A 22,739-nucleotide genomic window follows, 5' to 3' on the forward strand; every position below is an offset into this window, starting at 1 on the left:
TTGGGTCGACTCGTCCGCCGACGGCGCGCGGGCGTGCGTGCGCGGGGTCCGTCGGGGGCGGGGCAGGCGGTGGATCAGCGTGGGCCGCGACGGCAGGAGGCCGGATGCGACGCAGCGACGCACCAGGGGCGAGGTTACCGCGAGGACGCGGATCGCCCGGCATCCTCGGGGCGCCGCGGGGTACGGTGGGACGCATGACCAACCTCGTCGCACAGCTCGCAGAGAACGTGAAGAACGCCGGAGTGGGGACGGTCTACGGCGACCCCCTCGACATCGACGGCTCGACCATCGTGCCCGTGGCCTTCGCCTGGTACGGATTCGGCGGGGGCAGCGACCTCCCCGACTCCGACGGCAACGTCGCCGGCGGCGGCGGGGGCGGCGGCGCCACCTGGCCCATCGGCGCGTACATCGCCACCGACGGCGAGGTACGGTTCCAGCCCAACGTCATCGCGCTGCTCGCGGTGGCCACGCCCGTCATCTGGATCTCCGGCAAGGTCCTCGTCAAGCTCATCAAGACGCTGAGGTAGTCGGCTCGCACGACCACCGCGGAGCGCGGGTGCCCTCGGGCGCCCGCGCTCCCGTGCGTCCGGGGCGGGCCGCATCCCGAGCCCGCGTCCCGGGCGCGTCGACCGCGCGCTAGGATCGCCTCGAACACGGGAGTCCGGTGAGCCGGGCTGAGAGGAAGACACCCAGTCTTCGACCGTCGAACCTGATCTGGATCATGCCAGCGCAGGGAGGCTTCCATCTCGCACCCGTGCCCTCTTCCACTCATCCGAAGGGCACGTCCAATGACCGCATCACCCTCGTCCACGGCATCCGCCGTCCCCGCCGACGCCGGCGCCCGCGCGCCCCGCTCCGGCCTGCGCGCCCGCTGGCGCGTCATCGACATCGTCGTGGCCAGCGTCCTCGGCGTCGCCTCCGGCCTCGTCTTCGTCATCTGGAACACGGCGTCCGTGCCGGTCGGCGGCTTCTTCCAGCCGCTGCTCCCCGGCCTCCAGGCGCTGGCCGGCGGCGGCTGGCTTTTCGCGGGCGTCCTCACGGGCATCGTGATCCGCAAGCCCGGCGCCGCCCTCTACGGCGAGCTGCTCGCCGCGTTCGTCTCCATGCTGGTCGGCAACGTGTGGGGCGTCGGCACGCTCCTCTCCGGCCTCACGCAGGGCCTCGGCGCGGAGCTCGTGCTCCTCGTCTTCCTCTACGCGAACTGGCGCGCCTACGTCGCCGTGCTCGCGGGCATGGGAGCCGGGCTCGGCATGGCGATCACCGACCTCATCACCTACTACCCGGGATCCACCCCGCTCTTCGCCACGATCTACACGGTCGCCGCGCTCGTCTCGGGCGCGGTCATCGCCGGGCTGCTCTCGTGGCTCGTCGCCCGGGCGCTCGCCCGCACCGGCGCTCTCTCGCGCTTCGCCTCGGGCCGCGACACCGCGGCCCGCGTCTGACCGTGCGGCGGCCGGGCCGTCGCACGCCGTCGGTCGCCGCCTCGCACGTCCCGCTCGCCGGACCCGAGGCGACGGCCGACGCGGCGGGCGGAGCGTCCGTCCGGGCCGAGGGCTGGGGCTGGCGGCACGCGGGCCGGAGCGCCTGGGCGGTCCGCGACGTCGACCTGGTCATCGAGCCGGGGGAGCGGGTGCTGCTCCTCGGAGCGTCCGGCGCGGGGAAGACGACGCTCATGCACGCCCTCGCGGGTGTCCTCGGCGGCGACGACGAGGGGGAGACCCGCGGCAGCCTCCTCGTCGACGGGCAGGATCCGGCCGCCCGCCGGGGCCGCGCGGGGCTCGTGCTGCAGGATCCGGACGCGCAGGTGATCCTCTCCCGCGTCGGCGACGACGTCGCGTTCGGCTGCGAGAACCTCGGCGTCCCGCGCGACGAGATCTGGATCCGCGTCCGCGCCGCGCTCGACGCCGTCGGGCTCGACGTCGCCCTCGACCGCTCGACCACCGCGCTCTCCGGCGGGCAGAAGCAGCGCCTCGCCCTCGCCGGCGTCCTCGCGATGCGGCCCGGGCTCCTCCTCCTCGACGAGCCGACCGCCAACCTCGACCCCGAGGGCGTCGGGGAGGTGCGGCGCGCCGTCGAGTCCGTGGTCGAGCGGAGCGGCGCCACCCTCGTCGTCATCGAGCACCGGGTCGCCGTGTGGCAGGACCTCGTCGACCGGGTCGTCGTGCTCGGAGCGGACGGCGGGATCCTCGCCGACGGCACGCCGGACGACGTCCTCCGCGACCAGGGTGCGTCCCTCGCGGCCGCGGGCGTCTGGGTGCCGGGACGAGAGCCCGCCGCGCCCGGCCGGGAGCGTGCCGCGTCCGCGCCGCTCCTCCGCGCGGACGGCCTCACGATCGGCAGGGGCGGCGCGCGCGGCACCGCGGTCGCCGACGGGATCGGCGTCGCGCTCGCGTCCGGCCGCGTCACCGCCCTCACCGGCCCGAACGGCGGCGGCAAGAGCACGCTCGCGCTCACGCTCGGCGGCCTGCTGCCCGCGCTGTCCGGCCGGCTCCTCGCCGAGCCGGCCCTCGCCGACGGCCTCGGCGCGGATCCCGCCGCCTGGCGCTCGCGCGAGCTCGCGGCGCGCATCGGAACTGTGTTCCAGGATCCGGAGCACCAGTTCCTCGCCGGCACCGTGCGCGCCGAGCTCGAGGTGGGGCCGCGTGCGGTGGGCATGGATCCCGCCGACGCCGCCCGCCGCGTCGACGAGCTGCTCGTGCGCCTGCGACTCGACTGCCTCGCGCAGGCGAACCCCTTCACCCTCTCCGGCGGGGAGAAGCGACGCCTGTCGGTGGCGACCGCCCTCGCGACCGCGCCGCGCCTCCTCGTCCTCGACGAGCCGACGTTCGGGCAGGACGCCCGCACCTGGGCCGAGCTCGTCGCGCTCCTCGCCGACCTCGTCGACCGCGACGGCGTCGGGGTCCTCGCCGTCACGCACGACGCCGACCTCGTCCGCGCGCTGGCGGACGACGTCCTCCTCCTCGACGCCGCCTCCGGCCGGGCGGCCCGCCTGGAGGTCGTGCGATGAGCGCCGCCCCGTCCGTCGTCGCCCCCACCGCTCGCGCCACCGGCCTCGCCGCCGTCAACCCCGTCGCGCGCCTCGCAGCCGCCCTCGTGCTGACCCTGGTCCTCGTGCTGAGCCTCGACGTGGTCTCCGCGGGCGCGGCGCTGCTGCTCGAGCTGCTCCTCCTGCCGTTCGCGGGGATCCGGCCGCTCGCCCTCCTCGTCCGAGGGATCCCGATCTGGATCGCGGCCCCCGGTGCGGGCCTCACGATCCTGCTCTACGGACGCACGTCCGGCGAGGTGTACGCGCAGTTCCTGCTCGTTGTCGTCAGCGAGGGCTCGGTGCTGCTCGCGGTGGCGACCACGCTGCGCGTGCTGGCGATCGGCGTCGCGTCGCTCGTGCTCTTCACGGACGTGGATCCCACGGACCTCGCCGACGGCCTGGCCCAGGTCGCGCGCCTGCCGTCCCGGTTCGTCCTCGGAGCGCTCGCGGGCGTCCGGCTCGTCGGCCTCCTCCTCGACGACTGGCGCTCGCTCGAGCTCGCCCGGCGCGCACGGGGCGTCGCCGACCGCGGCCGCATCCGCCGGTTCGCCGGGCAGGCCTTCGCGCTCCTCGTTCTCTCGATCCGCCGCGGCAGCAAGCTGGCCACCGCGATGGAGGCCCGCGGGTTCGGCGGCTCCATTGCGCGCACGTGGGCCAGGCCCAGCGTCGTCGGTCGGCGCGAGGTGCTCGTCGTGACCGTCGCCGTGCTCGTGGCCGCCTGCGCGGTGACGGCCGCCGTCGCCGCCGGGACGTGGGGCTCCGTTGCGGCCTGACGCGGGGGAGCGTCGCCCGGCGCTGGTCCTCGTCGACGGCCCGTCCGGCTCCGGCAAGTCGACCCTCGCCGACGTCCTCGTCCGCGACGGCGAGCCGGACGCGGGGCTGCCGCCGGGAGCGCAGCTCCTGCGGCTCGACGACGTCTACCCCGGCTGGGACGGCCTCGAGGCGGCGTCCCGGCACCTCGAGCGCCACGTGCTGCAGGAGATGCATCACGGCGGACGCCCCCGGTGGCGCCGCTGGGACTGGGCCTCCGACGCGCCCGCGGAGTGGCACGACCTCGACCCGGCACGCCCGCTCGTGGTCGAGGGCTGCGGATCCCTGACGCGCATCGCCGCGGGCCTCGCCACGCGCCGCATCTGGGTCGAGGCCGACGACGCCGTGCGCCGGGCCCGCGCCATCGCGCGCGACGGCGAGTCCTTCGCCGTCGAGTGGGAGCGCTGGGACGCGCAGTGGCTCGCGCACGTCGACCGGGAGGATCCGCGGGCCTTGGCCGACGTCGTCGTCCGCACGGACGCCGTCACGGCGGCCGGGTAGCCTGATGCCATGACCGATTCCGCACCGTCCGACGTCCGCTACCTCGCCGTCTTCGCCGACGGCCCCCTCGAGGGCACCACCGAGACCCGCGTCCTCGTCGACGGCCAGCACGACGAGACCATCAGCACGATGTCGGCAGTGGAGGGCAAGGAGTCGCTCTTCCAGTACCGCGCGGGCGAGGTGTCCGAGGTCGCGGGCGAGCAGCGGGTCACCTACACGTACGTGGCCGACGGCAGCGACGACGTCCTCGGCGAGGGCGACGACGAGTCCCTCGAGCTCTGACACCCGGCACGCCCGGCGCCTGAGCGCCTCCCCACGACCCCGGACCGCGATGCGGCAGCCGGGGTCGTCGTGCGTCCGGGCCGCTTCGGGGCCTCAGGTTCGGGGCCTCAGGCCCAGCCGAGCTCGTGCAGCCGGTCGTCGTCGATGCCGTGGAAGTGCGCGATCTCGTGCACGAGCGTGACGTGCACGAGGTCGCGCAGCGCGTCCAGGTCCTCCGCCTCGTGCAGGTGCGGCTCGCGGTAGACGACGATGCGGTCCGGCATCTCGCCGAACCCGTACTGCCCGCGCTCCGTCATGGCGACGCCGTCGTAGAGGCCGAGCAGGTCGAGCGAGCCGTCCTCGGGCCGGTCCTCGACGACGAAGACGACGTTGTCGAGCCCGTCGACCATCTCGTCCGGCAGCGCGTCGAGCTCGTCGACGACCAGTCGCTCGAAGTCGTCGGGTTCGCAGTGCAGCACGGATCCAGCCTCGCACACGCGCATGCGGCGGAGCCCGGTCGCGGCGAGGCCCGGCCATGCGGGCCGGAGGAGACGACGGAGGGGGAGACGACGGAGGGTGAGACGACGAAAGGGCCGGGACCCTCTCGGATCCCGGCCCTTCCCGGTGGGGTGGACGACGGGGCTCGAACCCGCGACTTCCGGCTCCACAAGCCAGCGCTCTGCCAACTGAGCTACGCCCACCATGCGGCCGATCCCGCTCTCGCGGACGGCCATGGAAGAGGATACTACAGCCGCGGAGCCCACGCGGACGTCACGTCCGCGGAGATGGCCTGCACGTCGTCAGTGGCGGGTCCCGGCGCCGGGACGAACGCCGCGCGCCGGTAGTACTCCAGCTCGCGGATCGACTCGAGGATGTCGGCGAGGGCGCGGTGTCCGCCGTTCTTCGCGGGGGAGTTGAAGTAGATCCGGGGGAACCACTCCTTGGCGAGCACCTTGATGGAGGAGACGTCGACGCTGCGGTAGTGGAGGTGCGCGTCGACGCGGGGCATGTACTTCGCGAGGAACGCGCGGTCGGTGCCGATGGTGTTGCCCGCGATGGGGGCCTTGCCGCCGTTCGGCACGTGCTGCAGCAGGTACTCGAGCACCGCGAACTCGGCGTCGGCCAGGCTCACGCCCGCCGGGATCTCCTCGAGCAGCCCCGAGGAGCGGTGCATCTCGGTGACGAACTCGCCCATGTTGGCGAGCGCCGCGGGATCGGGGTTGATCACGATCGTGAAGCCGTCGTCGACGGGCACGAGGTCGAAGTCGGTGACGACCACCGCGACCTCCACCAGCTCGTCGATCGCGAGGTCGAGCCCCGTCATCTCGCAGTCGATCCACACCAGCCGGTCCGCGTTGTTGCCCATCCCCCGATCCTATCGGCGGGCCGGGGCGGCCCCGATGCGCCGCCTACCATGGGGGAGTGATCACCCTCCTCGCCGTCCTCCTCATCGTCAACGGCGTCTGGAACGTCGTCGTCTGGCCGCAGTTCCTCAAGCGCGTCGCGAAGGATCCCCGTGCCCGAGCCGCCGACGGGTCCCGCACGCCGTTCTTCACCGTGCACCTCGTGCTGGTCTCGGTCTCGCTGCTCCTCGCCCTCGTGTCGATCGTCGCCGCCGTCGCGGCGTTCCTCTCCTGACGCCCGGCGAGGGCGCGCCAGCGGCGGACGCCGCGCCCGCGGGAGCGGAGACTGTGCGCGTCGTCATGTTCACCTCGCTCTTCTGCGTCCCGTGCCAGGCGACCCGGCGGGTCCTCGCGGACGTCCAGCGCCTCCTGCCCTGGCTCCCGGTGGAGGAGCTCGACGTCGCGGCGCATCCGGATCTGGCCGAGGCGGAGCGCATCCGGTCGACGCCGACGATCCTCGTGCGGGCAGGAGACCGGCAGGTGCTCCGCGCCGAGGGCGTGCCGACCGCGCCGCAGGTGCTGCAGGCGGTCGTGCGGGCCATGGACGGGCCGGCGCCGGCCGGCCCCTCGGGCCCCTCGGGGCGTCCGGACCCCGCGTAGTACCCTCGTCTCGACCCCCTGTAGCTCAATGGATAGAGCATCGGCCTTCTAATCCGACGGTTGCGCGTTCGAGTCGCGCCGGGGGGACCGACTGTCGGAAGCGCGGGATCGGCCGTAGATTCGACGCATGCGCGACATCCAGTCACAGATCATCGCCGCCCTCGAGGTGCGCCCGACCATCGATCCCGCCGACGAGGTCCGGAAGCGCGTCGACTTCCTCAAGGCCTACCTCAGGTCCACCGGCGCGGAGGGCTTCGTCCTCGGCGTGAGCGGCGGGCAGGATTCGTCCCTCGCCGGGCGCCTGGCCCAGCTCGCGATCGAGGAGCTCGCGGCCGAGGGGCTCCTCGCCGAGTTCATCGCCGTCCGCCTGCCGTACGGCGTGCAGGCCGACGAGGAGGACGCGCAGCTGGCGCTCACCTTCATCCAGCCGAAGGCCAGCGTCGTCTTCGACATCAAGCGCGCCGTCGACGGCTTCCAGGCGGAGTACGCCGACGCGGCCGGGCACGCGATGACCGACTTCACCAAGGGCAACGTCAAGGCGCGCTCGCGCATGGTCGCCCAGTACGCGCTGGCCGGACAGGCGCGCCTGCTGGTGATCGGCACGGACCACGCGGCGGAGGCGGTCACGGGCTTCTTCACGAAGTACGGCGACGGCGGCGCGGACGTCCTCCCGCTCACGGGCCTCACCAAGCGCCAGGGGCGCGCGCTGCTCGAGCACCTGGGGGCGCCGGAGCGGCTCTATCTCAAGGCGCCCACGGCGGACCTCCTCGACGACACCCCCGGCCAGACCGACGAGGCCAACCTCGGCCTCACCTACGCCGACATCGACGACTTCCTCGAGGGCCGCGACGTCGACGACGAGGTGGCCGAGGCGATCGAGGCGCGCTACGCGAGCACGGAGCACAAGCGGCGCGTGCCCGCGAGCATGTTCGACGACTGGTGGAAGTGATCGCAGCCTGATCCGACGACGACGCCCCGCACCTCCCAGGAGGTGCGGGGCGTCGTCGCGTGACGCGGGGTGACGGTCAGCGCCGGTCGGCCTCCGCGGCGCGCGAGTTCGCGGCCGACGACGAGGGCACGGGCGGGCTGTACTGCTCGTCGGGGGACTCGACGCGGCGCTCGGCGGCGGGCTGGTCGTCGGATCCGCTGCGCCACGGCACCGGCACGGGAGCGACGGCGGTCGGCTCCTCCGGGCGCGCCGCGGTGCGGGTCCCGGCGGTCGTGTCGGCGGGCTGGTCGTCCTCGAACTGCCAGCGCGAGATGTCCCCCTGGAAGATCTTGCGCGCGCGACCCGGGTGGTGCTGCCACTCGACCATGCGGTCGCGGAACTCGGCGAGCTGCGCGTCGAACTGGAAGCCGAAGCTGCCGCTGCCGCGCTTGAACTCGGTGATCTCGTGCGCGGCCCAGGTGGCGGCCGTGGCGGCGCCCTTGACCGGCAGGAGGCGGATGCGGATGTCGGCCTCGCCCGCCGCGCGGTCGGCGAGCACGCGCTCCTGCGCCGTGAGGCCGTCCCAGACGGAGGCCTGACGCGCCGCGTCCACGAGGACGCCGATGGCTGCCGCCTTCACCTCGCGGTCGTGCCGCGTGAGGATCCGCTGCGTGGCGCCGCGCGCGATGACGGCGGCGAGCACGCCGGCGACCACGATGGCGACGAAGGGGACGACGACGCCGGAGAGGAGCTGCGTGCCCCGCTCGGACGCGAGGGCATCGAGGAGATCATTCCACCACTGCATGCGGCGACCGTACCCCGCGCCCCGGGCCCGATCCGGGAGGCCGGGCGGGCGCGTCGCCGCACCTGCTCACGGGCGGCAGCCGGTCAGAACCGCAGGCAGTCGACCGCGTCCTGCAGCGACCAGAAGTCGCCGAGCGGCAGGAACCCCTGCGCATCGCGCCGGAGCCGCTTGGCGCGGAAGCGCTCGCCCTGCGGCTCGTGCATGCGCTCGACGTAGCCGAGGACCGCGCCGTCCGGACGGGTGACGCGCAGCAGCCCGTCGTGCAGCTCGCGGACCTGCACGGCCGAGCGGGCCAGGGGTGTGTAGGTGATGCTGGGCATGGTGTCCTCCGTCCGTGCGCCGCCGGCCCGGCGATGTCTCGATGTCCCCGAAGCTACGGGCGACCACCGACATCGCGGAGGCGCGGAATGGGATCCGTCCGGTGACGGTTCCCTCCCATGTCGACCACCGCGGACCTCGCGCGCGTCGACGGGAAGTAGGTTCATCTCTCATGCAGACATTCATCCTCGCCGGCGGCTGCTTCTGGTGCCTCGATGCGGTCTACCGCACGCTCGACGGCGTCCAGGACGTCATCTCCGGATACATCGGCGGCCACACCGCCCACCCCTCCTACGACGCCGTGTGCACGGGCGCGACCGGGCACGCCGAGGCGGTGAAGGTGGTCTTCGACGAGGAGGTCATCCCCGCCGACGTCATCCTCGACGTGTTCTTCACGCTGCACGACCCGCGGCAGCTCAACCGACAGGGCGCCGACGTCGGCACCCAGTACCGGTCGGCCATGTTCCCCGCGGACGCCGAGCAGGAACAGCTGTTCCGCGACGCGATCTCCCGCGCGGGCGAGCTGTGGGACGGTACGCCCGTCACGACGATCGAGCCGCTCGGCACGTGGCACGACGCGGAGGACTACCACCAGGACTTCTTCGCCAAGAACCCGGGACAGGGCTACTGCAACGCGGTCGCCGTGCCCAAGGTGAACAAGGTGCGGAAGTCGTTCGCGCAGTACGTGCGCGCCGCCTGATCCACCCCTCGTCGACGCCCCGCGGCCTGTACGGCCGCGGGGCGTCGGCGTACCATCGGCACGTCCGGGCGACGAGGCCCGGCCAGGAGAGGCGACGACGATGTCGATGACGACGAGCACGAGCACGACCGGACTCCCGCGCACGGCGGGCAAGACCTGGGTGGCCTTCGGGGCCACGGGGGCGCTCGCCTCCATCCACTCCCACGACGACGGCTACGAGGTGCGGTCGCTGCACCGCGGCGTGGTCGCGGGCACCTACCCGACGCTGGAGATCGCGAAGGCGGCCCTCCGTGCCGGCCGGGACGACGACCTCCGCTTCTCGGAGCACTGAGCCCCGTCCGTCTCCTCCCCAGGCGCCCGCGCTGACGTGTCGCGCGCGCTGATCGCACCGTGCGCCTGCGCGGCGCCCCCTGTGGCGCATCCTGGGCCCGCGGTCACGAGGTCGCGGGGAGGGGCGGCCCGGTGGTCGACGAGAGCAGGTCGCAGGAGCGCGGCGGCGGCGGGAGCGGGACGGGCGTCGCGCTGCACGGTCTGGTCGCGCGGCGGCCGCGGTGCATCCGCACGGCGGAGGGCTGGGAGGCCGCGAGCCTCCTCGTCGGATCCGGCGCCGTCCGCGGCCCGGAGCACGGAGCCGTCCTCGTGGTGTGCACGGGGGCCGGCTCGTCCCGCACCGTGCGGCGTCTGGCGGTCGGGGATGAGGTGATCGTCCTGGGTCACCTGGAGCCTCGTCGAGCCATCCGGCCCGAGGACGACGCGGTCGAGCTCGCGGCGGACGCGGTGCTCGCCCGACGCCGGACCGTCGCCGTCGGCACGCAGGCCGAGGAGCCTAGGATCGCACCATGAGCGGATCCCCCCGGTGGCTCGAGCCGGATCAGCAGCGCGCCTGGCGGACGGTCATCGTCGCGCTGAACAACGTCAGCGAGCGCATCGAGCGGCAGCTCCTCCGGCACTCGGGCATGCCGCACGCGTACTACATGATCCTCGTCCGGCTCTCCGAGGCGGAGGGCGGCGCGCTCCCCATGAGCGTCCTCGCCCGGGCGCTCCAGGCATCGGCGAGCCGCACCTCGCACGCCGTCACGCGGCTGGAGCAGCTGCGCTGGGTCCGCCGCACGCGGTCGCCGCACGACGGCAGGAGCCTGCTCGCGGAGCTCACCGACGAGGGCCGGGCGACGCTGGAGGCCGCCGCACCGGGTCACGCGGATGAGGTGCTCCGCTCGGTGTTCGATCCGCTGACCGACGAGCAGACCGCGCAGCTGGAGACCATCGCGCGGGATATCCTCACGAGCATGAGCGCATCCCCCCATGACGACGGCCAGGTGGGCGTCCGGGCCGACGAGCTCGCCATCCCGCCGGCACCCGACCGCGACGACTACCCGGCCCGCGCCGACGAGTCCGCCGCGTGATCCGCGCTCCCCGCGCGCTCCTGGCGCCGGCGCTCCTCGGTGCCCTGCTCCTCTCGGCCTGCACGCAGTCGGCCCCCGCGCCGGACCCGACACCCGCCGCCGTCACGGCGACCCCCGGTGCCGCCTCCGCTGCGCCCACCGTCGCGCCGCTCGATCCCGAGGGCACGGCCGAGGCTGCCCTCCCCGTCTTCGAGGCGACGGCGGGCGGGGTCGTGGCCGCGGATGCGAACGCGCAGGGGCGCGCCCTCGTGGACGCGCTCGTGGCAGCCGGCTTCCCCAAGGACCGCATGGAGGTCACCGCCGACGCGACGCCCCTCGGCAACGCGGTCGACTCGATCCTGGTCTCCGTGCACATGCCGGACGCGTGCCTCGTCGGGCAGCGGGCGAAGGACGGGTTCAGCGCGCACGTCGAGCCGGCGCTCTCGTCCGGCAGGTGCCTCGTCGGCCAGACGCGCGCGATCGACTGGTGATGCCCGGGCCGACGGGCCCTGGCGCGGCATCCGGCACCCGCGGCACTCAATAGACTCGTGCCCATGGCTGAATACATCTACTCGATGGTCCGCGCCCGGAAGTCGGTCGGCGACAAGCTGATCCTCGACGACGTCACCATGTCGTTCATCCCCGGCGCGAAGATCGGCGTCGTCGGGCCGAACGGCGCGGGCAAGTCGACGATCCTCAAGATCATGGCGGGTCTCGACACCCCCAGCAACGGCGAGGCCAAGCTGTCGCCCGGCTACTCGGTCGGCATCCTCATGCAGGAGCCGGAGCTCGACGAGTCGAAGACCGTGCTCGAGAACGTCCAGGAGGGCGTCGGCCCGCTGAAGGCGCAGGTCGACCGCTACAACGAGATCGCCGCGGCCATGGCCGAGCCCGACGCCGACTTCGACACCCTGCTCGCCGAGATGGGCACGCTGCAGGAGGCCATCGACGCCGCCGACGGCTGGGAGCTCGACTCGCAGCTCGAGCAGGCGATGGACGCGCTCCGCACCCCGCCGGGCGACGCCTCCGTCGCGAACCTCTCGGGCGGCGAGAAGCGCCGCGTGGCGCTCTGCAAGCTCCTGCTCCAGAAGCCCGACCTGCTGCTCCTCGACGAGCCCACCAACCACCTCGATGCCGAGAGCGTGCTCTGGCTCGAGCAGCACCTCTCCAAGTACCCGGGCGCCGTCCTCGCCGTGACCCACGACCGGTACTTCCTCGACCACGTGGCCGAGTGGATCGCCGAGGTCGACCGCGGTCGCCTCTACCCGTACGAGGGCAACTACTCGACCTACCTCGAGAAGAAGCAGGAGCGCCTGAGCGTCCAGGGCAAGAAGGACGCCAAGCTCTCCAAGCGCCTCGCCGAGGAGCTCGACTGGGTGCGCAGCAACGCCAAGGGCCGCCAGGCGAAGTCCAAGGCGCGCCTCGCCCGCTACGAGGAGATGGTGACCGAGGCGGAGCGCACGAGGAAGCTGGACTTCGAGGAGATCCAGATCCCCGTGGGTCCGCGGCTCGGCTCGCAGGTCATCGACGCGAAGAAGCTGCACAAGCAGTTCGGCGAGCGGGTGCTCATCGACGACCTCTCCTTCACGCTTCCCCGCAACGGCATCGTCGGCGTCATCGGCCCGAACGGCGTCGGCAAGACCACGCTCTTCAAGACCATCGTCGGCTTCGAGTCGCTCGACTCCGGCGAGCTCAAGGTCGGCGACACCGTCGACATCTCCTACGTCGACCAGAGCCGCGGCGGCATCGACCCCGAGAAGTCGCTGTTCGAGGTCGTCTCCGACGGCCAGGACTACATCCAGGTCGGCAAGCAGGAGGTGCCCGCGCGCGCCTACGTCTCCACCTTCGGGTTCAAGGGGCCGGACCAGCAGAAGAAGGCCGGCATCCTCTCGGGTGGCGAGCGCAACCGCCTGAACCTCGCGCTCACGCTCAAGCAGGGCGGCAACCTCCTGCTGCTCGACGAGCCCACCAACGACCTGGACGTCGAGACGCTCGGCAGCCTCGAGAACGCGCTGCTCGAGTTCCCCGGCTGCGCCGTGGTCATCACCCACGATCGGTGGTTCCTCGACCGGATCGCGACGCACATCCTGTCCTACGAGGGCACCGAGGAGGACCCCGCGAACTGGTACTGGTTCGAGGGGAACTTCGAGGCGTACGAGCAGAACAAGATCGAGCGCCTGGGCGCGGACGCCGCGAAGCCGCACCGCTCCGCGTACCGCAAGCTGACGCGCGACTGAGGCTGCCCGCCGTGACCCGGATCCACGTCCCCATCCACCTCAGGTGGGCCGACCTGGACGCCTACAACCACGTCAACAACGTGGAGGTGGTGCGCCTCCTCGAGGAGGCCCGCGTCCGCGCCTTCTGGCTCACCGAGCCGGGCGGTGGGGACGCGGATCCCGGTCTCGCGCTCATCGACGCGTCCGCGGGTGCACCGACCCTCACGATGATCGCGCGCCAGGAGATCGAGTACCTCCTGCCCATCTCCTACGGCAGGCAGCCGCTCGACGTGCAGGTGTGGCTGGGGCGGCTCGGCGGCTCCAGCTTCGAGGCGTGCTACGAGGTGCGGTCGCCCGCTGGCTCGGAGCCCCAGGTCCTCTACGCGCGCGCCTCGACCACGATCGTGCTCGTCGACGCGGCGAGCGGTCGGCCGCGGCGCATCAGCGACGAGGAACGCGCCGAATGGGCCACGCTCCTGGAGGAGCCGGTGGCCCTGGGGCGGCGCGGCTGACGCCTCGACGTCGCGGTGTCGCGGTGTCGCGCGACGCGGTCAGCGCGGCACCCGCACCATGCCCTCCTGGGCCACGCTCGCGAGCAGCACGCCGTCGCGCGAGTAGATGCGGCCGAGGGACAGGCCACGGCCGCCCTGGGCGCTCGTCGACTCCTGCACGTAGAGCATCCACTCGTCGGCGCGGCCGAAGCGGTGGAACCACATCGCGTGGTCGAGGCTCGCGGCCTTGATGCCGGGCGTGGCCCACGAGAGGCCGTGCCTGCGGTAGATGGACTCGAGGATCGAGTAGTCGCTCGCGTAGGCGAGGGAGGCGAGGTGCACGGCCGGGTCGTCGGGCAGGCGGCCGATCGCGCGGATCCACACGGCCTGGTGGGCGACGCGGTCGGGCGCGGCGCCGAAGTAGACGGGCTGCTCGACGTGGCGCATGTCGAAGGGGCGGTCGTTGGCCCAGTGCGCGGCGACGGGGTGGTCGATGCGGGACAGCACATCGCGCGCGCTCGGCAGGGACTCCGGCTCGGGGATCCCCTCGGGCATGGGCGCCTGGTGCTCGAGGCCCTCGTCCGCGTCCTGGAACGAGGCGATCATCGAGAGGATCGGGCGGCCGTCCTGGTAGGCCTGCGTGCGTCGGGTCGAGAACGAGCGGCCGTCGTGGATCCGGTCCACCGAGAAGGTGATGGGCTTCGTGACGTCGCCGGGACGCAGGAAGTAGCCGTGCATGCTGTGCGGGCGGCGGTCGGCCTCGGTGGTGCGCATGGCCGCGACGAGGGACTGCGCGAGCACCTGGCCGCCGAAGACACGGCCCATGGGCATCCACTGCGACGGGCCGGTCGAGATGTCCTCGCTCGTGCGCGCACCCGTGTCGGTGAGGTCGAGGGCGGTGAGCAGGCCGGCGAGCGGGCCGTCGTCCGGGATGTCGGATGCGTGGTCGGTCATGGGTCCTCCGCCTGGCGGGTCCGGCGTCGGGCGGCCGGGCGCCCGGCGGATCGCGCGGGCGCATCCAGTAGCTTAGACAGGCCATGACGCCCTCCTTCGCCCTCCGGGACGCCCTCGCCCTCGGCGATCTGCAGACCTTCCTCGGGCGCTCCGCCCGCGTCGACGACGGTGCCGTGCGCCTCATCGGATCCGGCGGCGTCCTCGCCGTCTACACCTCGGTGCTGCAGCCCGCCGGCCTCCTCGACCGGTCGCCTACCGTCCTGGGCCTCCGCACCTTCGCGGCCGAGACGCAGGCGCCCGTGGACAGCGTGGTCCCGATCCGCGCGCTCCTCGACCGCCTCGCGCGCCTCGAGGGGCCGGCGACCGGATCCCCGGGCGAGCCCGTCGGCGTGCTCGTGCCGCCGGACACCGCCACGGCGCCCTGGGCGGGCATCTCGCCGCCGCGCGCCGGCTGGGAGCGTGTTGCCGACGTGCCCGCCGCCGCCCTCCGCGCGGCCGCGCGGGCCGGGATCGACGAGGTCGCGGCGGCCGTGCCCTCGGGGATCGGCGAGCAGATCGTCACGCGCGTGCGCGGCGAGGTGTGGGGACGTCCCGTCGTGGGCGCGCCCGACGTGGTCGCCGGCGGCGCCTTCGCGGCCTACAGCCTGGGGTTCCTCGGGCCGGATCCGGCGGATGACGCCGAGGCCGACGACGCGGAGCCGCCGGTCGCCGTCTTCCGCACGGGTCCGTGGACGCGACTCACCATGATGCGCGGGCACGCGCTCGTGCGCCGGCTCTAGCGCGCCCTCCGGCCCGCGCGCGTCCCGGTGCCGCCGTCCTCAGGACTCGTCGAAGGTGTTGACCATCGCGTGCGCGGCGCGCTCGAGGTAGTCCCAGAGCTGCGCCTCGTGCATCGGCGACAGGTCGAGCGCGTCGACGGCCACGCGCATGTGCGCGAGCCAGCGATCGCGCGCATCCGGGTTCACGCGGAACGGCATGTGCCGCATCCGCAGGCGCGGGTGGCCGCGCTCGTCGCTGTACGTCGTGGGACCGCCCCAGTACTGCTCGAGGAAACCGGTGAGGCGCTGGATCGCGCCCTCGAGGTCCTCCTCCGGGTACATCGCGACGAGCACCGGGTCCTCGGCGACGCCCCGGTAGAACTCGCGGACGAGCCTCTCGAAGGTCGGGCGGCCGCCGACGTCCTCGTAGAACGAGCTCCCGAGCAGGTCGGCCATCAGGACCCCTCGGGGGGCGTCGCGGGCTTCCGGGGCTGACGCGGGGCGCGCGGCGGCTTCGGGGGAGCGGCGTCGCCGGATCCGGTGGACGCGTCGGTGGACGTGTCGGACGACGGCGCGGGCGTCGGATCTTCGGGGAGCACGGTCCAGGCGGCGGTGACCTCGTCCTCGTCGGGATCCTGCGCGGGCGCCGGATCCTGGGCGGGGATCATCTGGGTCGCGCGCGGGTCGGGACGCGAGCCCGCCGCGCCGCGGACGACGGGGGACGCGGATCCGGCCGCAGGGGACCCGGGCTGTCGCTGCGCGACCTTCCGGGCGGCGCGCTTGCGGGGAGCCGGCTGCTCGGGCTGCTGCACGGGCGTCGACGCGGTGCGCGGGGGATGCGCCCCACCGACGCTCGCCGCGCTGTCGAAGCCGGTGAGCACCACGGCGGAGAGGGACGGCAGGGTGACGCCCATCGCGTCGAGGCTCGCCTTGAGCCGGCCGCGCAGCTCGCGGGAGACGTCGTCGCGTGCGTTGCTGCGCGTCTTGACGACCACGCGGATCACGACGGCCGACTCGGAGATCGACTCGATGCCCCAGAGCTCGGGCTTCTCGACGATGCGCGAGCGCCACTTCGGGGTGGACGCGAGCTCCGTCGCGGTGGCGAGCATGCGCTCCTGCACGGCCTGCACGTCGGCGTCGTACGGGACGGCGAGGTCGATGACGACGCGGGCCCAGCCCTGCGACATGTTGCCGACGCGGAGGATCTCGCCGTTGCGGACGAACCAGAGCGTGCCGTTGACGTCGCGGAGGGTCGTGATGCGGATGCCGACCGTCTCGACGACGCCCGTCGCGGGCCCCACGTCGACGACGTCGCCCACGCCGAGCTGGTCCTCCACGACCATGAACAGGCCGTTGAGGATGTCCTTGACGATGTTCTGCGCGCCGAAGCCGAGGCCCGCGCCGAGGGCGGCGGTGAGGAGGGCGAGGGAGCTGGTGACGTTGGGGGCCACCTCGGAGAGCACGCTCGCGAGCACGATGACGACGATTACGACGGTGGTGATGTTGCTCAGCACGCTGCCGAGGGTCCGGGTGCGCTGCACGACGCGGACGGCCGTGAGCGGTGATGCCTGGATCGACTGCGTGTCGTCGACGTTCTGCCGCTTCTTCACGCCCGTGACGATCTGGTCGACGGTGTGGCGGATGACGACCAGCAGGATCCAGCGGAGGAGTATGCCGCCGAGGACGTAGGAGATGACTCTGATCAGCACACCCCACGTGGAGAAGAACGAGCCGTCACCGCAGCACACCATGCTCAGGTCCATCGCGACGCGCTTCCGACGGGGGTGAGGAGAGGGGAGGTCATCCGGCCGAGTGTACCGGCGGCCTCCCCGGCCGGTCCTGGGTCCGTCCGCAGGAGCGGGGTGGACGACGAGGGGGACGACCGCATGCGCGACCGTCCCCCTCTGGTGGAGCGAGTTGCTACTCGGCGTCCTTCGCCTGCGCGCGGAGCGCCCGCTCGACGCCCGACAGCAGCTCGCTGACGAGGCGGCGGAGCGCCGGCGGCTCGGGGTTCGCGTCGAGCCAGGCGACGGTCGCGTCGCGCAGCTCCTCGTCGGCGAGCGGCGACGGGTAGAAGCCGCCGATGAGGGCCGCCGCGATGGCGTAGCTCCGCGACTCCCACACACCCTGGAGCGCGTCGAAGTAGGCGCCAACGTACGGGCGCAGCAGCTCGGTGTCGGCTGCGCGGCGGAAGCCGAGGCCCGTCGTGCGGACGATCGTGTTCGGCTCGGTGTCGGCCTCCCACACGGATGCCCACGCCGCGCGCTTGCCCTCGGCCGTCGGCAACGCGGCGCGGGCCTGGGCAGCCGACTGCGCGCCCGTGGCCGTGCGGTCGGCCGCGAGGGCCGCGTCGATCTCGGCGGTGCCGGCGCGACCGCCCGCGACGAGCGCGGTCAGCAGCTCCCAGCGGAGGTCGGCGTCGATCTCGACGCCCTCGAGCGTCTCCGTGCCGTCGAGCAGCGCCTGCACGTGATCCAGCTGGGTCGGCTCCTGCGCGACCTGCGCGAAGGTGCGCAGGAACTGGAACTGGTTGTCGGATCCGGGCGCCGCCTGCGCCGTGAGCGCCCACAGCTCGGACGCGACCGTCGCGAGCAGCTCGTCGCGGTGGTCGGGCGCCGAGTACGTCGTGGCGGCGACCGTCAGCTGCGCGAGCGCGTAGCGGAGGGCCGTCGACTCGTCCTCGGTCGCGACGTTGTCGAGCACGAGGCGCGCGTAGTCGCGGGCGCGGATCTCGCCGTCGCGCGTCGCGTCCCACACCGAGGCGAAGACGAGCGAGCGGGCGAGCGAGTCCTCGAACGTGGCGAGGTGGCGCATCGCGACCTCGAGCGACGCGGGATCCAGCCGGATCTTCGCGTAGGTGAGGTCGTCGTCGTTCAGCAGCACGAGCGCGGGGCGCTGGCGCCCGACGAGTTCGGCGACCTCGGTGCGGTCGCCGTCGACGTCCAGCTCGAACCGGTCGGTGCGGACCAGCTTCGCGTCGCGCAGCTCGTAGAAGCCGATCGCGAGGCGGTGCGGGCGGAGCGTCGGGTAGTCCTCCGCGGCCTCCTGCAGCACGGCGAACGACGTGATGGCGCCGTCCTCGTCGGTCGAGATCTCGGGACGCAGGGTGTTCACGCCCGAGGTCTTCAGCCACAGGTCGGTCCAGCGCTCGAGGTCGCGGCCGCTCGTGCCCTCGAGCTCCGTGGTGAAGTCCCGGAGCGTCGAGTTGCCGAACGCGTGGCGCTGGAAGTACGCGGCGACGCCGGCGAGGAACTCGTCCTGGCCGACGTAGGCGACGAGCTGGCGCAGCACCGACGCGCCCTTGGCGTACGTGATGCCGTCGAAGTTGACCTGCACGTCCTCCAGGTCGTTGATGGTCGCGTACACGGGGTGCGTGCTCGGCAGCTGGTCCTGGTTGTACGCCCACGACTTCTCGCCGGCGTTGAACGTGGTCCAGGCGCCCGTCCACTCGGTGCCCTCGGCCGTGGCCAGGGTCGAGATGTAGGTCGCGAAGGACTCGTTGAGCCACAGGTCGTCCCACCACTTCATGGTGACCAGGTCGCCGAACCACATGTGCGCGAGCTCGTGCAGGATCGTCGTGACCCGGCGCTCCTTCACCGCGTCGGTGACCTTGGAGCGGAAGACGTAGCTCTCGACGAACGTGACGGCGCCCGCGTTCTCCATCGCGCCCGCGTTGAACTCGGGGACGAACAGCTGGTCGTACTTCGGGAACGGGTACGGGTAGTCGAAGCGCTCCTCGTAGAACGCGAAGCCCTCGCGGGTCTTCTCGAACACGTAGTCGGCGTCGAGGTGCTCCATGAGCGACTTGCGGGCGAAGACGCCGAGCGGGATCGTGCGGGCGTCGCTCGAGGTGAGCTCGCTGCGGACGACGCCGTAGGGGCCCGCGATGAGCGCCGTGATGTAGCTCGACATGCGGAGCGTCGGCTCGAAGGTCCACGTGGAGGCGCCATCGGCGGCGGCCGTGGGCTCGGGCGTGGGGGAGTTCGACACGACCTCCCAGTGCGAGGGAGCCGTGACCGTGAAGCGGAAGACCGCTTTGAGGTCGGGCTGCTCGAACACCGCGAACATGCGGCGGGAGTCCGGCACCTCGAACTGCGAGTAGAGGTAGACCTCGTCGTCGACGGGATCCACGAAGCGGTGCAGGCCCTCGCCCGTGTTCGTGTACATGGCGTCGGCGACGACCGTGAGCTCGTTCTCCTGCGCGAGGTCGTCGAGGCGGATGCGGACGCCGTCGCTGACGTCGGCGGGGTCGAGCTCGCGGCCGTTGAGGGTCACGGCGTGCACCGTGCGGGTGATCGCGTCGATGAACGTGGACGCGCCCGCCGTGGCCGTGAAGCGCACGGTCGTGGTGGATCCGAACACCTCCGCGCCCCGGGTGAGGTCGAGCGTCACGTCGTACTCGGACACGGCCAGCAGCGCGGCGCGCTCCTCGGCCTCGACGCGGGTGAGGTTCTCTCCTGGCATGGTGCTCCTGCTCGTCCGTGAGGTGGGTGGGCCGTGCGTGCGGACGCGCCTCGCGGGATGGAGCACCTGGCGGTCGAGGACCGCGGGTGCGGGCGGAGCGGCGCCGCTTTCGGAGCCGATCCTATTGCGTCGGCTGACCTAGGCTTGCGGCATGTCCGACGTTGAGAACAGCCCCCGCACCACCGCCGTCGAGTTCTGGTTCGACCCGTCCTGCCCCTGGGCGTGGATGACCTCCCGCTGGGTCGACGAGGTCGCCCGCCACCGCGACCTCGACATCACCTGGCGCGTCATGAGCCTCGCAGTCCTCAACGAGGACAAGGCCGACGACCCGAACTTCGCCGCGTTCCTGCCGCGCGCGCTCCGCTTCACGCGCCTCGTCGCCGCGGTCGAGGCCGAGCACGGCGCGGAGCACGTCAAGCCGCTCTACGACGCGCTGGGCACCCGGATCCACCTCCGCGACCAGAAGGACGCCGACGTCGTGATCCCCGAGGTCCTCGCGGAGCTGGGCCTCCCCGCGGAGCTCGCCGAGACGAGCCGCACCGACCGCTACGACGAGCAGATGCGCGCCAGCCACTTCGACGGCATCGAGCGCGTCGGCCAGGACGTCGGCACGCCCGTCATCGCGGTCGACGGCGTCGCGTTCTTCGGTCCCGTCATCTCGCCCGCGCCGAAGGGCGCGGAGGCCGTCAAGCTGTGGGACGGAGTCGTCGCCGTCGCCGCGTACCCGGGCTTCTTCGAGATCAAGCGCTCGCGCACCGTCGGCCCCATCTTCGACTGACCCTTTCCCGTCGCGTGCGCGGCGGCCGGGCGTCCATGGGCGTCCGGCCGCCGTGCGCCCGGCACCGCCCGCGCAGCGGGCACGACGCCGCGACGCGCGGCAGGAGGGATGCACCGATGCGCATCCACATCGCGACCGACCACGCGGGCCTCGACTTCTCGAGGTACCTCACCGGGCACCTGACCGACGCCGGCCACGACGTCGTCGACCACGGGCCCACCGCCTACGACGCGCTCGACGACTACCCGTCGTTCTGCATCCGCGCGGCCCGCGCCGTCGTCGCCGACCAGCGCGAGGGCACGACCGCGCTCGGCGTGGTGTTCGGCGGGTCGGGCAACGGCGAGCAGATCGCCGCGAACAAGGTCGAGGGAGTGCGCGCCGCGCTCGTCTGGAACCTGTCGACCGCGGTCCTCGCGCGCCAGCACAACGACGCCAACGTCATCTCCATCGGCGCGCGCCAGCACACCGTCGAGGAGGCGACCGCCTTCATCGACGCCTTCATCGCCGAGCCGTTCTCCGCGGAGGAGCGGCACGCGCGCCGCATCGCGCAGCTGGCCGAGTACGAGACGACGGGGGCCATCGCCGGTCACCCCGTCACCGACTAGGCCGTCATGCCCGAGGGGCATTCGATCCACCGGATCGCGAAGCAGTTCGAGGCGCACTTCGTCGGCGACGTCGTGCAGGCGTCGTCACCACAGGGCCGGTTCGCCGAGGGCGCGGCCGTGCTCGACGGGCGACGACTCGTCGCCGCGAAGGCCGTGGGCAAGCAGATGTTCCTCGAGTTCGACGGCGACGTCTGGCTCCGCGTGCACCTCGGCCTCTACGGCGCGTGGGACTTCGCGGGCGACGTCACGACGCTCAACCGGATGGGCCAGAACGGCATGCGCGGGGACGTGCCCGTCGACGACCGCGTCGACGACGCGCCGGTCGACTCCGACGCCGAGGACTCGCTCGCGAGCATCGGCGCGCCCCGCCGGGCGCGCCTCCGCATGGCCGAGCAGGAGAAGGTGCACGACCCGTTCTCGGGCGACGCATGGCCGCCGGAGCCCGTGGGCCAGGTGCGCGTGCGGCTCCTCACCGAGCACGCCGTGGCGGACCTCCGCGGTCCCACCGCGTGCGTCGTCGCCAGCCCCGAGGAGGTGCGGCAGGCCATCGACAAGCTCGGGCCGGATCCCCTCGTCGACGGTGGGAAGCGCTCCGAGGACCGCTTCACCGCGACCGTGCGCAAGAAGCCGACGGCGATCGGCCTGCTCCTGATGGACCAGGCCGTCGTCAGCGGGATCGGCAACGTCTACCGCGCCGAGCTGCTGTTCCGCGCACGGCAGAACCCGCACACGCCGGGGCGCGACGTGCCCGAGGACGTCGTGCGGGGGCTGTGGAAGGACTGGTCGAAGCTCCTGCGCAAGGGCGTCGAGGTCGGCCAGATGATGACGATGGACGGCCTGCGCGGCAAGAGGCTCGACGCGGCGCTCCGCAACCGCGCGGACCGGCACTGGGTGTACCACCGCGAGGGGCTGCCGTGCCGGGTGTGCGGCACGAACGTCGTGATGGAGGAGGCAGCCGGCCGGAAGCTGTACTGGTGCCCGTACTGCCAGGCGTGACGGTCCGCGGGGCCTGAGCCGGGGCTGCCGCTCCGGGGCTGCCGGTGATCCGATGCTGTCGCTGCCTCGAGTTGCCGGTGGTCCGGTGCGAGACGACGGAGGGGCCCGGATCCGATCGGATCCGGGCCCCTCGACCGTCGGCGTGCTGCTGCCGCGGGCGGTGCTACTCGCTGATGTGGGCGAAGAGGAACCAGCGGTCCTTCTCGAGCCCGCGCGCGATCTCGATGGCGACGTCCTGGCTGTTGACGTCGATCTCGCCGAGCTCCTGCACGGCGCGGTTCACGAGCTCCATCGTGGCGTCGATCTGGGCGATGACCTCGGCGATCGTGGCGCTCGACGGGCGGAAGCCGGGCGTGAGGGGCGCGGTGGTGGTGGACGCGGCGACCGTCTCGATGCGGGCGTCGATCGGGAGGCCGAGGGCGACGACGCGCTCTGCGGCGGTGTCCGCCCAGTCCTGCGCGTGGGCGACGAGGACGTCGAGGAACTCGTGGACGCCGATGAAGTTCGCGCCGCGCACGTGCCAGTGCGCCTGCTTGCCGTTGACGGCGAGGGCCTGGAGGTTGACGACGACGGGGCTGAGGAACTGGGCGACGCCGGCGGCGACGTCGGCCGATGCGGAGCTGGTGGGGACGTGGACGGTGTCGGTCATGGGTTCTCTCCTCGAGCGGCGGGACGAGTCTGCGGGCTGCGGACGATGTCGCCAATCTCGCGCATCCGTCGGCCGCCCGCAAGCAAGCTGAGGCA

The 22,739-nt window shown here is 72.9% G+C and carries 29 protein-coding genes, 2 tRNA genes and 1 riboswitch; of the genes, 21 read left to right on the top strand and 10 right to left on the bottom strand.

Features of this window, described 5'->3' with window-relative positions; genetic code table 11:
- Positions 1–194 precede the first annotated feature (194 nt).
- From NL142_RS07560 to NL142_RS07585, 6 genes are all read left to right on the top strand, one after another.
- On the top strand, positions 195–527 hold the full coding sequence (locus tag NL142_RS07560; RefSeq protein ID WP_043587919.1) for a hypothetical protein: 333 nt from the start codon (positions 195–197) through the stop codon (positions 525–527).
- A 125-nt stretch (positions 528–652) separates the two neighbouring features.
- Positions 653–753, top strand: a riboswitch (TPP riboswitch).
- 35 nt (positions 754–788) lie between these two features.
- Positions 789–1,442, top strand: a complete 654-nt coding sequence (locus tag NL142_RS07565) for an ECF transporter S component (protein WP_435081538.1) — start codon at positions 789–791, stop codon at positions 1,440–1,442.
- Between the two features lie 2 nt (positions 1,443–1,444).
- Entirely contained in the window at positions 1,445–3,007 is a 1,563-nt protein-coding gene (locus NL142_RS07570; RefSeq protein ID WP_435081539.1) for an ABC transporter ATP-binding protein, read from the top strand.
- On the top strand, positions 3,004–3,798 hold the full coding sequence (locus NL142_RS07575; protein ID WP_435081540.1) for an energy-coupling factor transporter transmembrane component T family protein: 795 nt from the start codon (positions 3,004–3,006) through the stop codon (positions 3,796–3,798). Before NL142_RS07570 ends, NL142_RS07575 begins: the two co-directional genes overlap by 4 nt.
- Complete coding sequence (locus tag NL142_RS07580) at positions 3,788–4,336, top strand: nucleoside/nucleotide kinase family protein (RefSeq protein WP_435081541.1); 549 nt, start codon at positions 3,788–3,790, stop codon at positions 4,334–4,336. The genes NL142_RS07575 and NL142_RS07580 overlap by 11 nt, the downstream gene beginning before the upstream one ends.
- Positions 4,337–4,345: 9 nt before the next feature.
- Positions 4,346–4,618, top strand: a complete 273-nt coding sequence (locus tag NL142_RS07585; protein WP_012038124.1) for a hypothetical protein — start codon at positions 4,346–4,348, stop codon at positions 4,616–4,618.
- 107 nt (positions 4,619–4,725) lie between these two features.
- Here the strand turns inward: NL142_RS07585 and NL142_RS07590 are convergent, their stop codons facing one another.
- The 3 genes from NL142_RS07590 to orn all read right to left on the bottom strand — a co-directional run bounded on the left by NL142_RS07590 (position 4,726) and on the right by orn (position 5,963).
- Positions 4,726–5,076, bottom strand: coding sequence for a metallopeptidase family protein (locus NL142_RS07590; RefSeq protein ID WP_043587918.1), 351 nt, complete (start codon positions 5,074–5,076; stop codon positions 4,726–4,728).
- Positions 5,077–5,222: 146 nt separating this feature from the next.
- Positions 5,223–5,298: transfer RNA gene (locus tag NL142_RS07595), tRNA-His, on the bottom strand.
- A gap of 44 nt (positions 5,299–5,342) precedes the next feature.
- Positions 5,343–5,963 carry an oligoribonuclease gene (gene orn, locus NL142_RS07600; RefSeq protein WP_194682701.1) on the bottom strand — a complete coding sequence of 207 codons (621 nt, stop codon included), beginning with the start codon at positions 5,961–5,963 and terminating at the stop codon, positions 5,343–5,345.
- Between the two features lie 56 nt (positions 5,964–6,019).
- Between orn and NL142_RS07605 the strand changes: the two genes are divergently transcribed.
- The 4 genes from NL142_RS07605 to nadE all read left to right on the top strand — a co-directional run bounded on the left by NL142_RS07605 (position 6,020) and on the right by nadE (position 7,549).
- Positions 6,020–6,235 (top strand): SCO4848 family membrane protein, encoded by a 216-nt coding sequence (locus NL142_RS07605; protein WP_012038127.1) that lies wholly within the window; start codon positions 6,020–6,022, stop codon positions 6,233–6,235.
- Positions 6,236–6,288: 53 nt separating this feature from the next.
- A complete protein-coding gene (locus tag NL142_RS07610; RefSeq protein WP_308726664.1) occupies positions 6,289–6,600 on the top strand; it encodes a thioredoxin family protein in 312 nt (103 codons plus the stop codon).
- 14 nt (positions 6,601–6,614) lie between these two features.
- Positions 6,615–6,687, top strand: a tRNA-Arg gene (locus NL142_RS07615).
- Between the two features lie 40 nt (positions 6,688–6,727).
- Positions 6,728–7,549, top strand: a complete 822-nt coding sequence (gene nadE / locus NL142_RS07620) for an NAD(+) synthase (protein WP_435081542.1) — start codon at positions 6,728–6,730, stop codon at positions 7,547–7,549.
- Between the two features lie 76 nt (positions 7,550–7,625).
- Here nadE and NL142_RS07625 read toward each other — a convergent pair whose 3' ends face one another.
- Together NL142_RS07625 and NL142_RS07630 are read right to left on the bottom strand one after the other, a co-directional pair.
- Entirely contained in the window at positions 7,626–8,333 is a 708-nt protein-coding gene (locus NL142_RS07625; RefSeq protein ID WP_435081543.1) for a hypothetical protein, read from the bottom strand.
- Positions 8,334–8,416: 83 nt separating this feature from the next.
- Entirely contained in the window at positions 8,417–8,653 is a 237-nt protein-coding gene (locus NL142_RS07630) for a hypothetical protein (protein WP_194682697.1), read from the bottom strand.
- Between the two features lie 170 nt (positions 8,654–8,823).
- On the opposite strand from NL142_RS07630, the gene msrA reads away from it, so the two are divergent.
- The 7 genes from msrA (at position 8,824) to NL142_RS07665 (ending at position 13,461) form a co-directional block, all read left to right on the top strand.
- Entirely contained in the window at positions 8,824–9,351 is a 528-nt protein-coding gene (gene msrA, locus NL142_RS07635; RefSeq protein ID WP_104236452.1) for a peptide-methionine (S)-S-oxide reductase MsrA, read from the top strand.
- Between the two features lie 106 nt (positions 9,352–9,457).
- A complete protein-coding gene (locus NL142_RS07640; protein WP_227267253.1) occupies positions 9,458–9,682 on the top strand; it encodes a hypothetical protein in 225 nt (74 codons plus the stop codon).
- A 131-nt stretch (positions 9,683–9,813) separates the two neighbouring features.
- Positions 9,814–10,194, top strand: coding sequence for a hypothetical protein (locus NL142_RS07645; protein ID WP_435081544.1), 381 nt, complete (start codon positions 9,814–9,816; stop codon positions 10,192–10,194).
- Positions 10,191–10,754, top strand: coding sequence for a MarR family winged helix-turn-helix transcriptional regulator (locus NL142_RS07650; protein ID WP_435081545.1), 564 nt, complete (start codon positions 10,191–10,193; stop codon positions 10,752–10,754). The genes NL142_RS07645 and NL142_RS07650 overlap by 4 nt, the downstream gene beginning before the upstream one ends.
- Positions 10,751–11,224 (top strand): DUF6993 domain-containing protein, encoded by a 474-nt coding sequence (locus NL142_RS07655; RefSeq protein ID WP_194682695.1) that lies wholly within the window; start codon positions 10,751–10,753, stop codon positions 11,222–11,224. Before NL142_RS07650 ends, NL142_RS07655 begins: the two co-directional genes overlap by 4 nt.
- Positions 11,225–11,287: 63 nt before the next feature.
- The gene (ettA, locus tag NL142_RS07660) at positions 11,288–12,970 is read left to right on the top strand and encodes an energy-dependent translational throttle protein EttA (protein ID WP_435081546.1); all 1,683 of its coding nucleotides are present in this window, start codon (positions 11,288–11,290) and stop codon (positions 12,968–12,970) included.
- Positions 12,971–12,981: 11 nt separating this feature from the next.
- On the top strand, positions 12,982–13,461 hold the full coding sequence (locus NL142_RS07665; RefSeq protein WP_435081547.1) for an acyl-CoA thioesterase: 480 nt from the start codon (positions 12,982–12,984) through the stop codon (positions 13,459–13,461).
- Between the two features lie 39 nt (positions 13,462–13,500).
- Here NL142_RS07665 and NL142_RS07670 read toward each other — a convergent pair whose 3' ends face one another.
- Entirely contained in the window at positions 13,501–14,394 is an 894-nt protein-coding gene (locus NL142_RS07670; protein WP_194682693.1) for an acyl-CoA thioesterase, read from the bottom strand.
- Positions 14,395–14,477: 83 nt separating this feature from the next.
- Here NL142_RS07670 and NL142_RS07675 point away from each other — a divergent pair, with 83 nt between their 5' ends.
- Positions 14,478–15,173: a DUF8185 domain-containing protein gene (locus tag NL142_RS07675; protein ID WP_435081548.1), complete on the top strand. Its 696-nt coding sequence runs from the start codon at positions 14,478–14,480 to the stop codon at positions 15,171–15,173.
- Between the two features lie 39 nt (positions 15,174–15,212).
- Here the strand turns inward: NL142_RS07675 and NL142_RS07680 are convergent, their stop codons facing one another.
- The 3 genes from NL142_RS07680 to pepN form a co-directional block, all read right to left on the bottom strand.
- A complete protein-coding gene (locus NL142_RS07680) occupies positions 15,213–15,608 on the bottom strand; it encodes a globin (RefSeq protein WP_435081549.1) in 396 nt (131 codons plus the stop codon).
- Entirely contained in the window at positions 15,608–16,915 is a 1,308-nt protein-coding gene (locus NL142_RS07685; RefSeq protein ID WP_435081550.1) for a mechanosensitive ion channel family protein, read from the bottom strand. The genes NL142_RS07680 and NL142_RS07685 overlap by 1 nt, the downstream gene beginning before the upstream one ends.
- 157 nt (positions 16,916–17,072) lie before the next feature.
- Positions 17,073–19,616, bottom strand: coding sequence for an aminopeptidase N (gene pepN / locus NL142_RS07690; protein WP_435081551.1), 2,544 nt, complete (start codon positions 19,614–19,616; stop codon positions 17,073–17,075).
- Between the two features lie 151 nt (positions 19,617–19,767).
- Here pepN and NL142_RS07695 point away from each other — a divergent pair, with 151 nt between their 5' ends.
- From NL142_RS07695 to NL142_RS07705, 3 genes are all read left to right on the top strand, one after another.
- A complete protein-coding gene (locus NL142_RS07695) occupies positions 19,768–20,394 on the top strand; it encodes a mycothiol-dependent nitroreductase Rv2466c family protein (protein WP_435081552.1) in 627 nt (208 codons plus the stop codon).
- A 116-nt stretch (positions 20,395–20,510) separates the two neighbouring features.
- The gene (locus tag NL142_RS07700; RefSeq protein ID WP_435081553.1) at positions 20,511–20,999 is read left to right on the top strand and encodes a ribose-5-phosphate isomerase; all 489 of its coding nucleotides are present in this window, start codon (positions 20,511–20,513) and stop codon (positions 20,997–20,999) included.
- 6 nt (positions 21,000–21,005) lie between these two features.
- Positions 21,006–21,995: an Fpg/Nei family DNA glycosylase gene (locus tag NL142_RS07705; protein ID WP_435081554.1), complete on the top strand. Its 990-nt coding sequence runs from the start codon at positions 21,006–21,008 to the stop codon at positions 21,993–21,995.
- Between the two features lie 163 nt (positions 21,996–22,158).
- Here NL142_RS07705 and NL142_RS07710 read toward each other — a convergent pair whose 3' ends face one another.
- Positions 22,159–22,644, bottom strand: coding sequence for a Dps family protein (locus NL142_RS07710; RefSeq protein ID WP_012038147.1), 486 nt, complete (start codon positions 22,642–22,644; stop codon positions 22,159–22,161).
- Positions 22,645–22,739 lie beyond the last annotated feature (95 nt).

The sequence above is a fragment of the Clavibacter quasicaliforniensis genome (assembly GCF_051201715.1).
Classification (GTDB): Bacteria; Actinomycetota; Actinomycetes; order Actinomycetales; family Microbacteriaceae; genus Clavibacter; species Clavibacter seminis.

Bases quoted from the DNA above. Each gene is read 5' to 3' on its own strand.
- NL142_RS07560 (WP_043587919.1), top strand. From the start codon at position 195: ATGACCAACCTCGTCGCACAGCTCGCAGAGAACGTGAAGAACGCCGGA.
- NL142_RS07565 (WP_435081538.1), top strand. From the start codon at position 789: ATGACCGCATCACCCTCGTCCACGGCATCCGCCGTCCCCGCCGACGCC.
- NL142_RS07575 (WP_435081540.1), top strand. From the start codon at position 3,004: ATGAGCGCCGCCCCGTCCGTCGTCGCCCCCACCGCTCGCGCCACCGGC.
- NL142_RS07585 (WP_012038124.1), top strand. From the start codon at position 4,346: ATGACCGATTCCGCACCGTCCGACGTCCGCTACCTCGCCGTCTTCGCC.
- orn (WP_194682701.1), bottom strand. From the start codon at position 5,963: ATGGGCAACAACGCGGACCGGCTGGTGTGGATCGACTGCGAGATGACG.
- nadE (WP_435081542.1), top strand. From the start codon at position 6,728: ATGCGCGACATCCAGTCACAGATCATCGCCGCCCTCGAGGTGCGCCCG.
- NL142_RS07625 (WP_435081543.1), bottom strand. From the start codon at position 8,333: ATGCAGTGGTGGAATGATCTCCTCGATGCCCTCGCGTCCGAGCGGGGC.
- NL142_RS07630 (WP_194682697.1), bottom strand. From the start codon at position 8,653: ATGCCCAGCATCACCTACACACCCCTGGCCCGCTCGGCCGTGCAGGTC.
- msrA (WP_104236452.1), top strand. From the start codon at position 8,824: ATGCAGACATTCATCCTCGCCGGCGGCTGCTTCTGGTGCCTCGATGCG.
- NL142_RS07640 (WP_227267253.1), top strand. From the start codon at position 9,458: ATGACGACGAGCACGAGCACGACCGGACTCCCGCGCACGGCGGGCAAG.
- NL142_RS07650 (WP_435081545.1), top strand. From the start codon at position 10,191: ATGAGCGGATCCCCCCGGTGGCTCGAGCCGGATCAGCAGCGCGCCTGG.
- ettA (WP_435081546.1), top strand. From the start codon at position 11,288: ATGGCTGAATACATCTACTCGATGGTCCGCGCCCGGAAGTCGGTCGGC.
- NL142_RS07670 (WP_194682693.1), bottom strand. From the start codon at position 14,394: ATGACCGACCACGCATCCGACATCCCGGACGACGGCCCGCTCGCCGGC.
- NL142_RS07675 (WP_435081548.1), top strand. From the start codon at position 14,478: ATGACGCCCTCCTTCGCCCTCCGGGACGCCCTCGCCCTCGGCGATCTG.
- NL142_RS07680 (WP_435081549.1), bottom strand. From the start codon at position 15,608: ATGGCCGACCTGCTCGGGAGCTCGTTCTACGAGGACGTCGGCGGCCGC.
- NL142_RS07685 (WP_435081550.1), bottom strand. From the start codon at position 16,915: ATGGACCTGAGCATGGTGTGCTGCGGTGACGGCTCGTTCTTCTCCACG.
- pepN (WP_435081551.1), bottom strand. From the start codon at position 19,616: ATGCCAGGAGAGAACCTCACCCGCGTCGAGGCCGAGGAGCGCGCCGCG.
- NL142_RS07695 (WP_435081552.1), top strand. From the start codon at position 19,768: ATGTCCGACGTTGAGAACAGCCCCCGCACCACCGCCGTCGAGTTCTGG.
- NL142_RS07700 (WP_435081553.1), top strand. From the start codon at position 20,511: ATGCGCATCCACATCGCGACCGACCACGCGGGCCTCGACTTCTCGAGG.
- NL142_RS07705 (WP_435081554.1), top strand. From the start codon at position 21,006: ATGCCCGAGGGGCATTCGATCCACCGGATCGCGAAGCAGTTCGAGGCG.
- NL142_RS07710 (WP_012038147.1), bottom strand. From the start codon at position 22,644: ATGACCGACACCGTCCACGTCCCCACCAGCTCCGCATCGGCCGACGTC.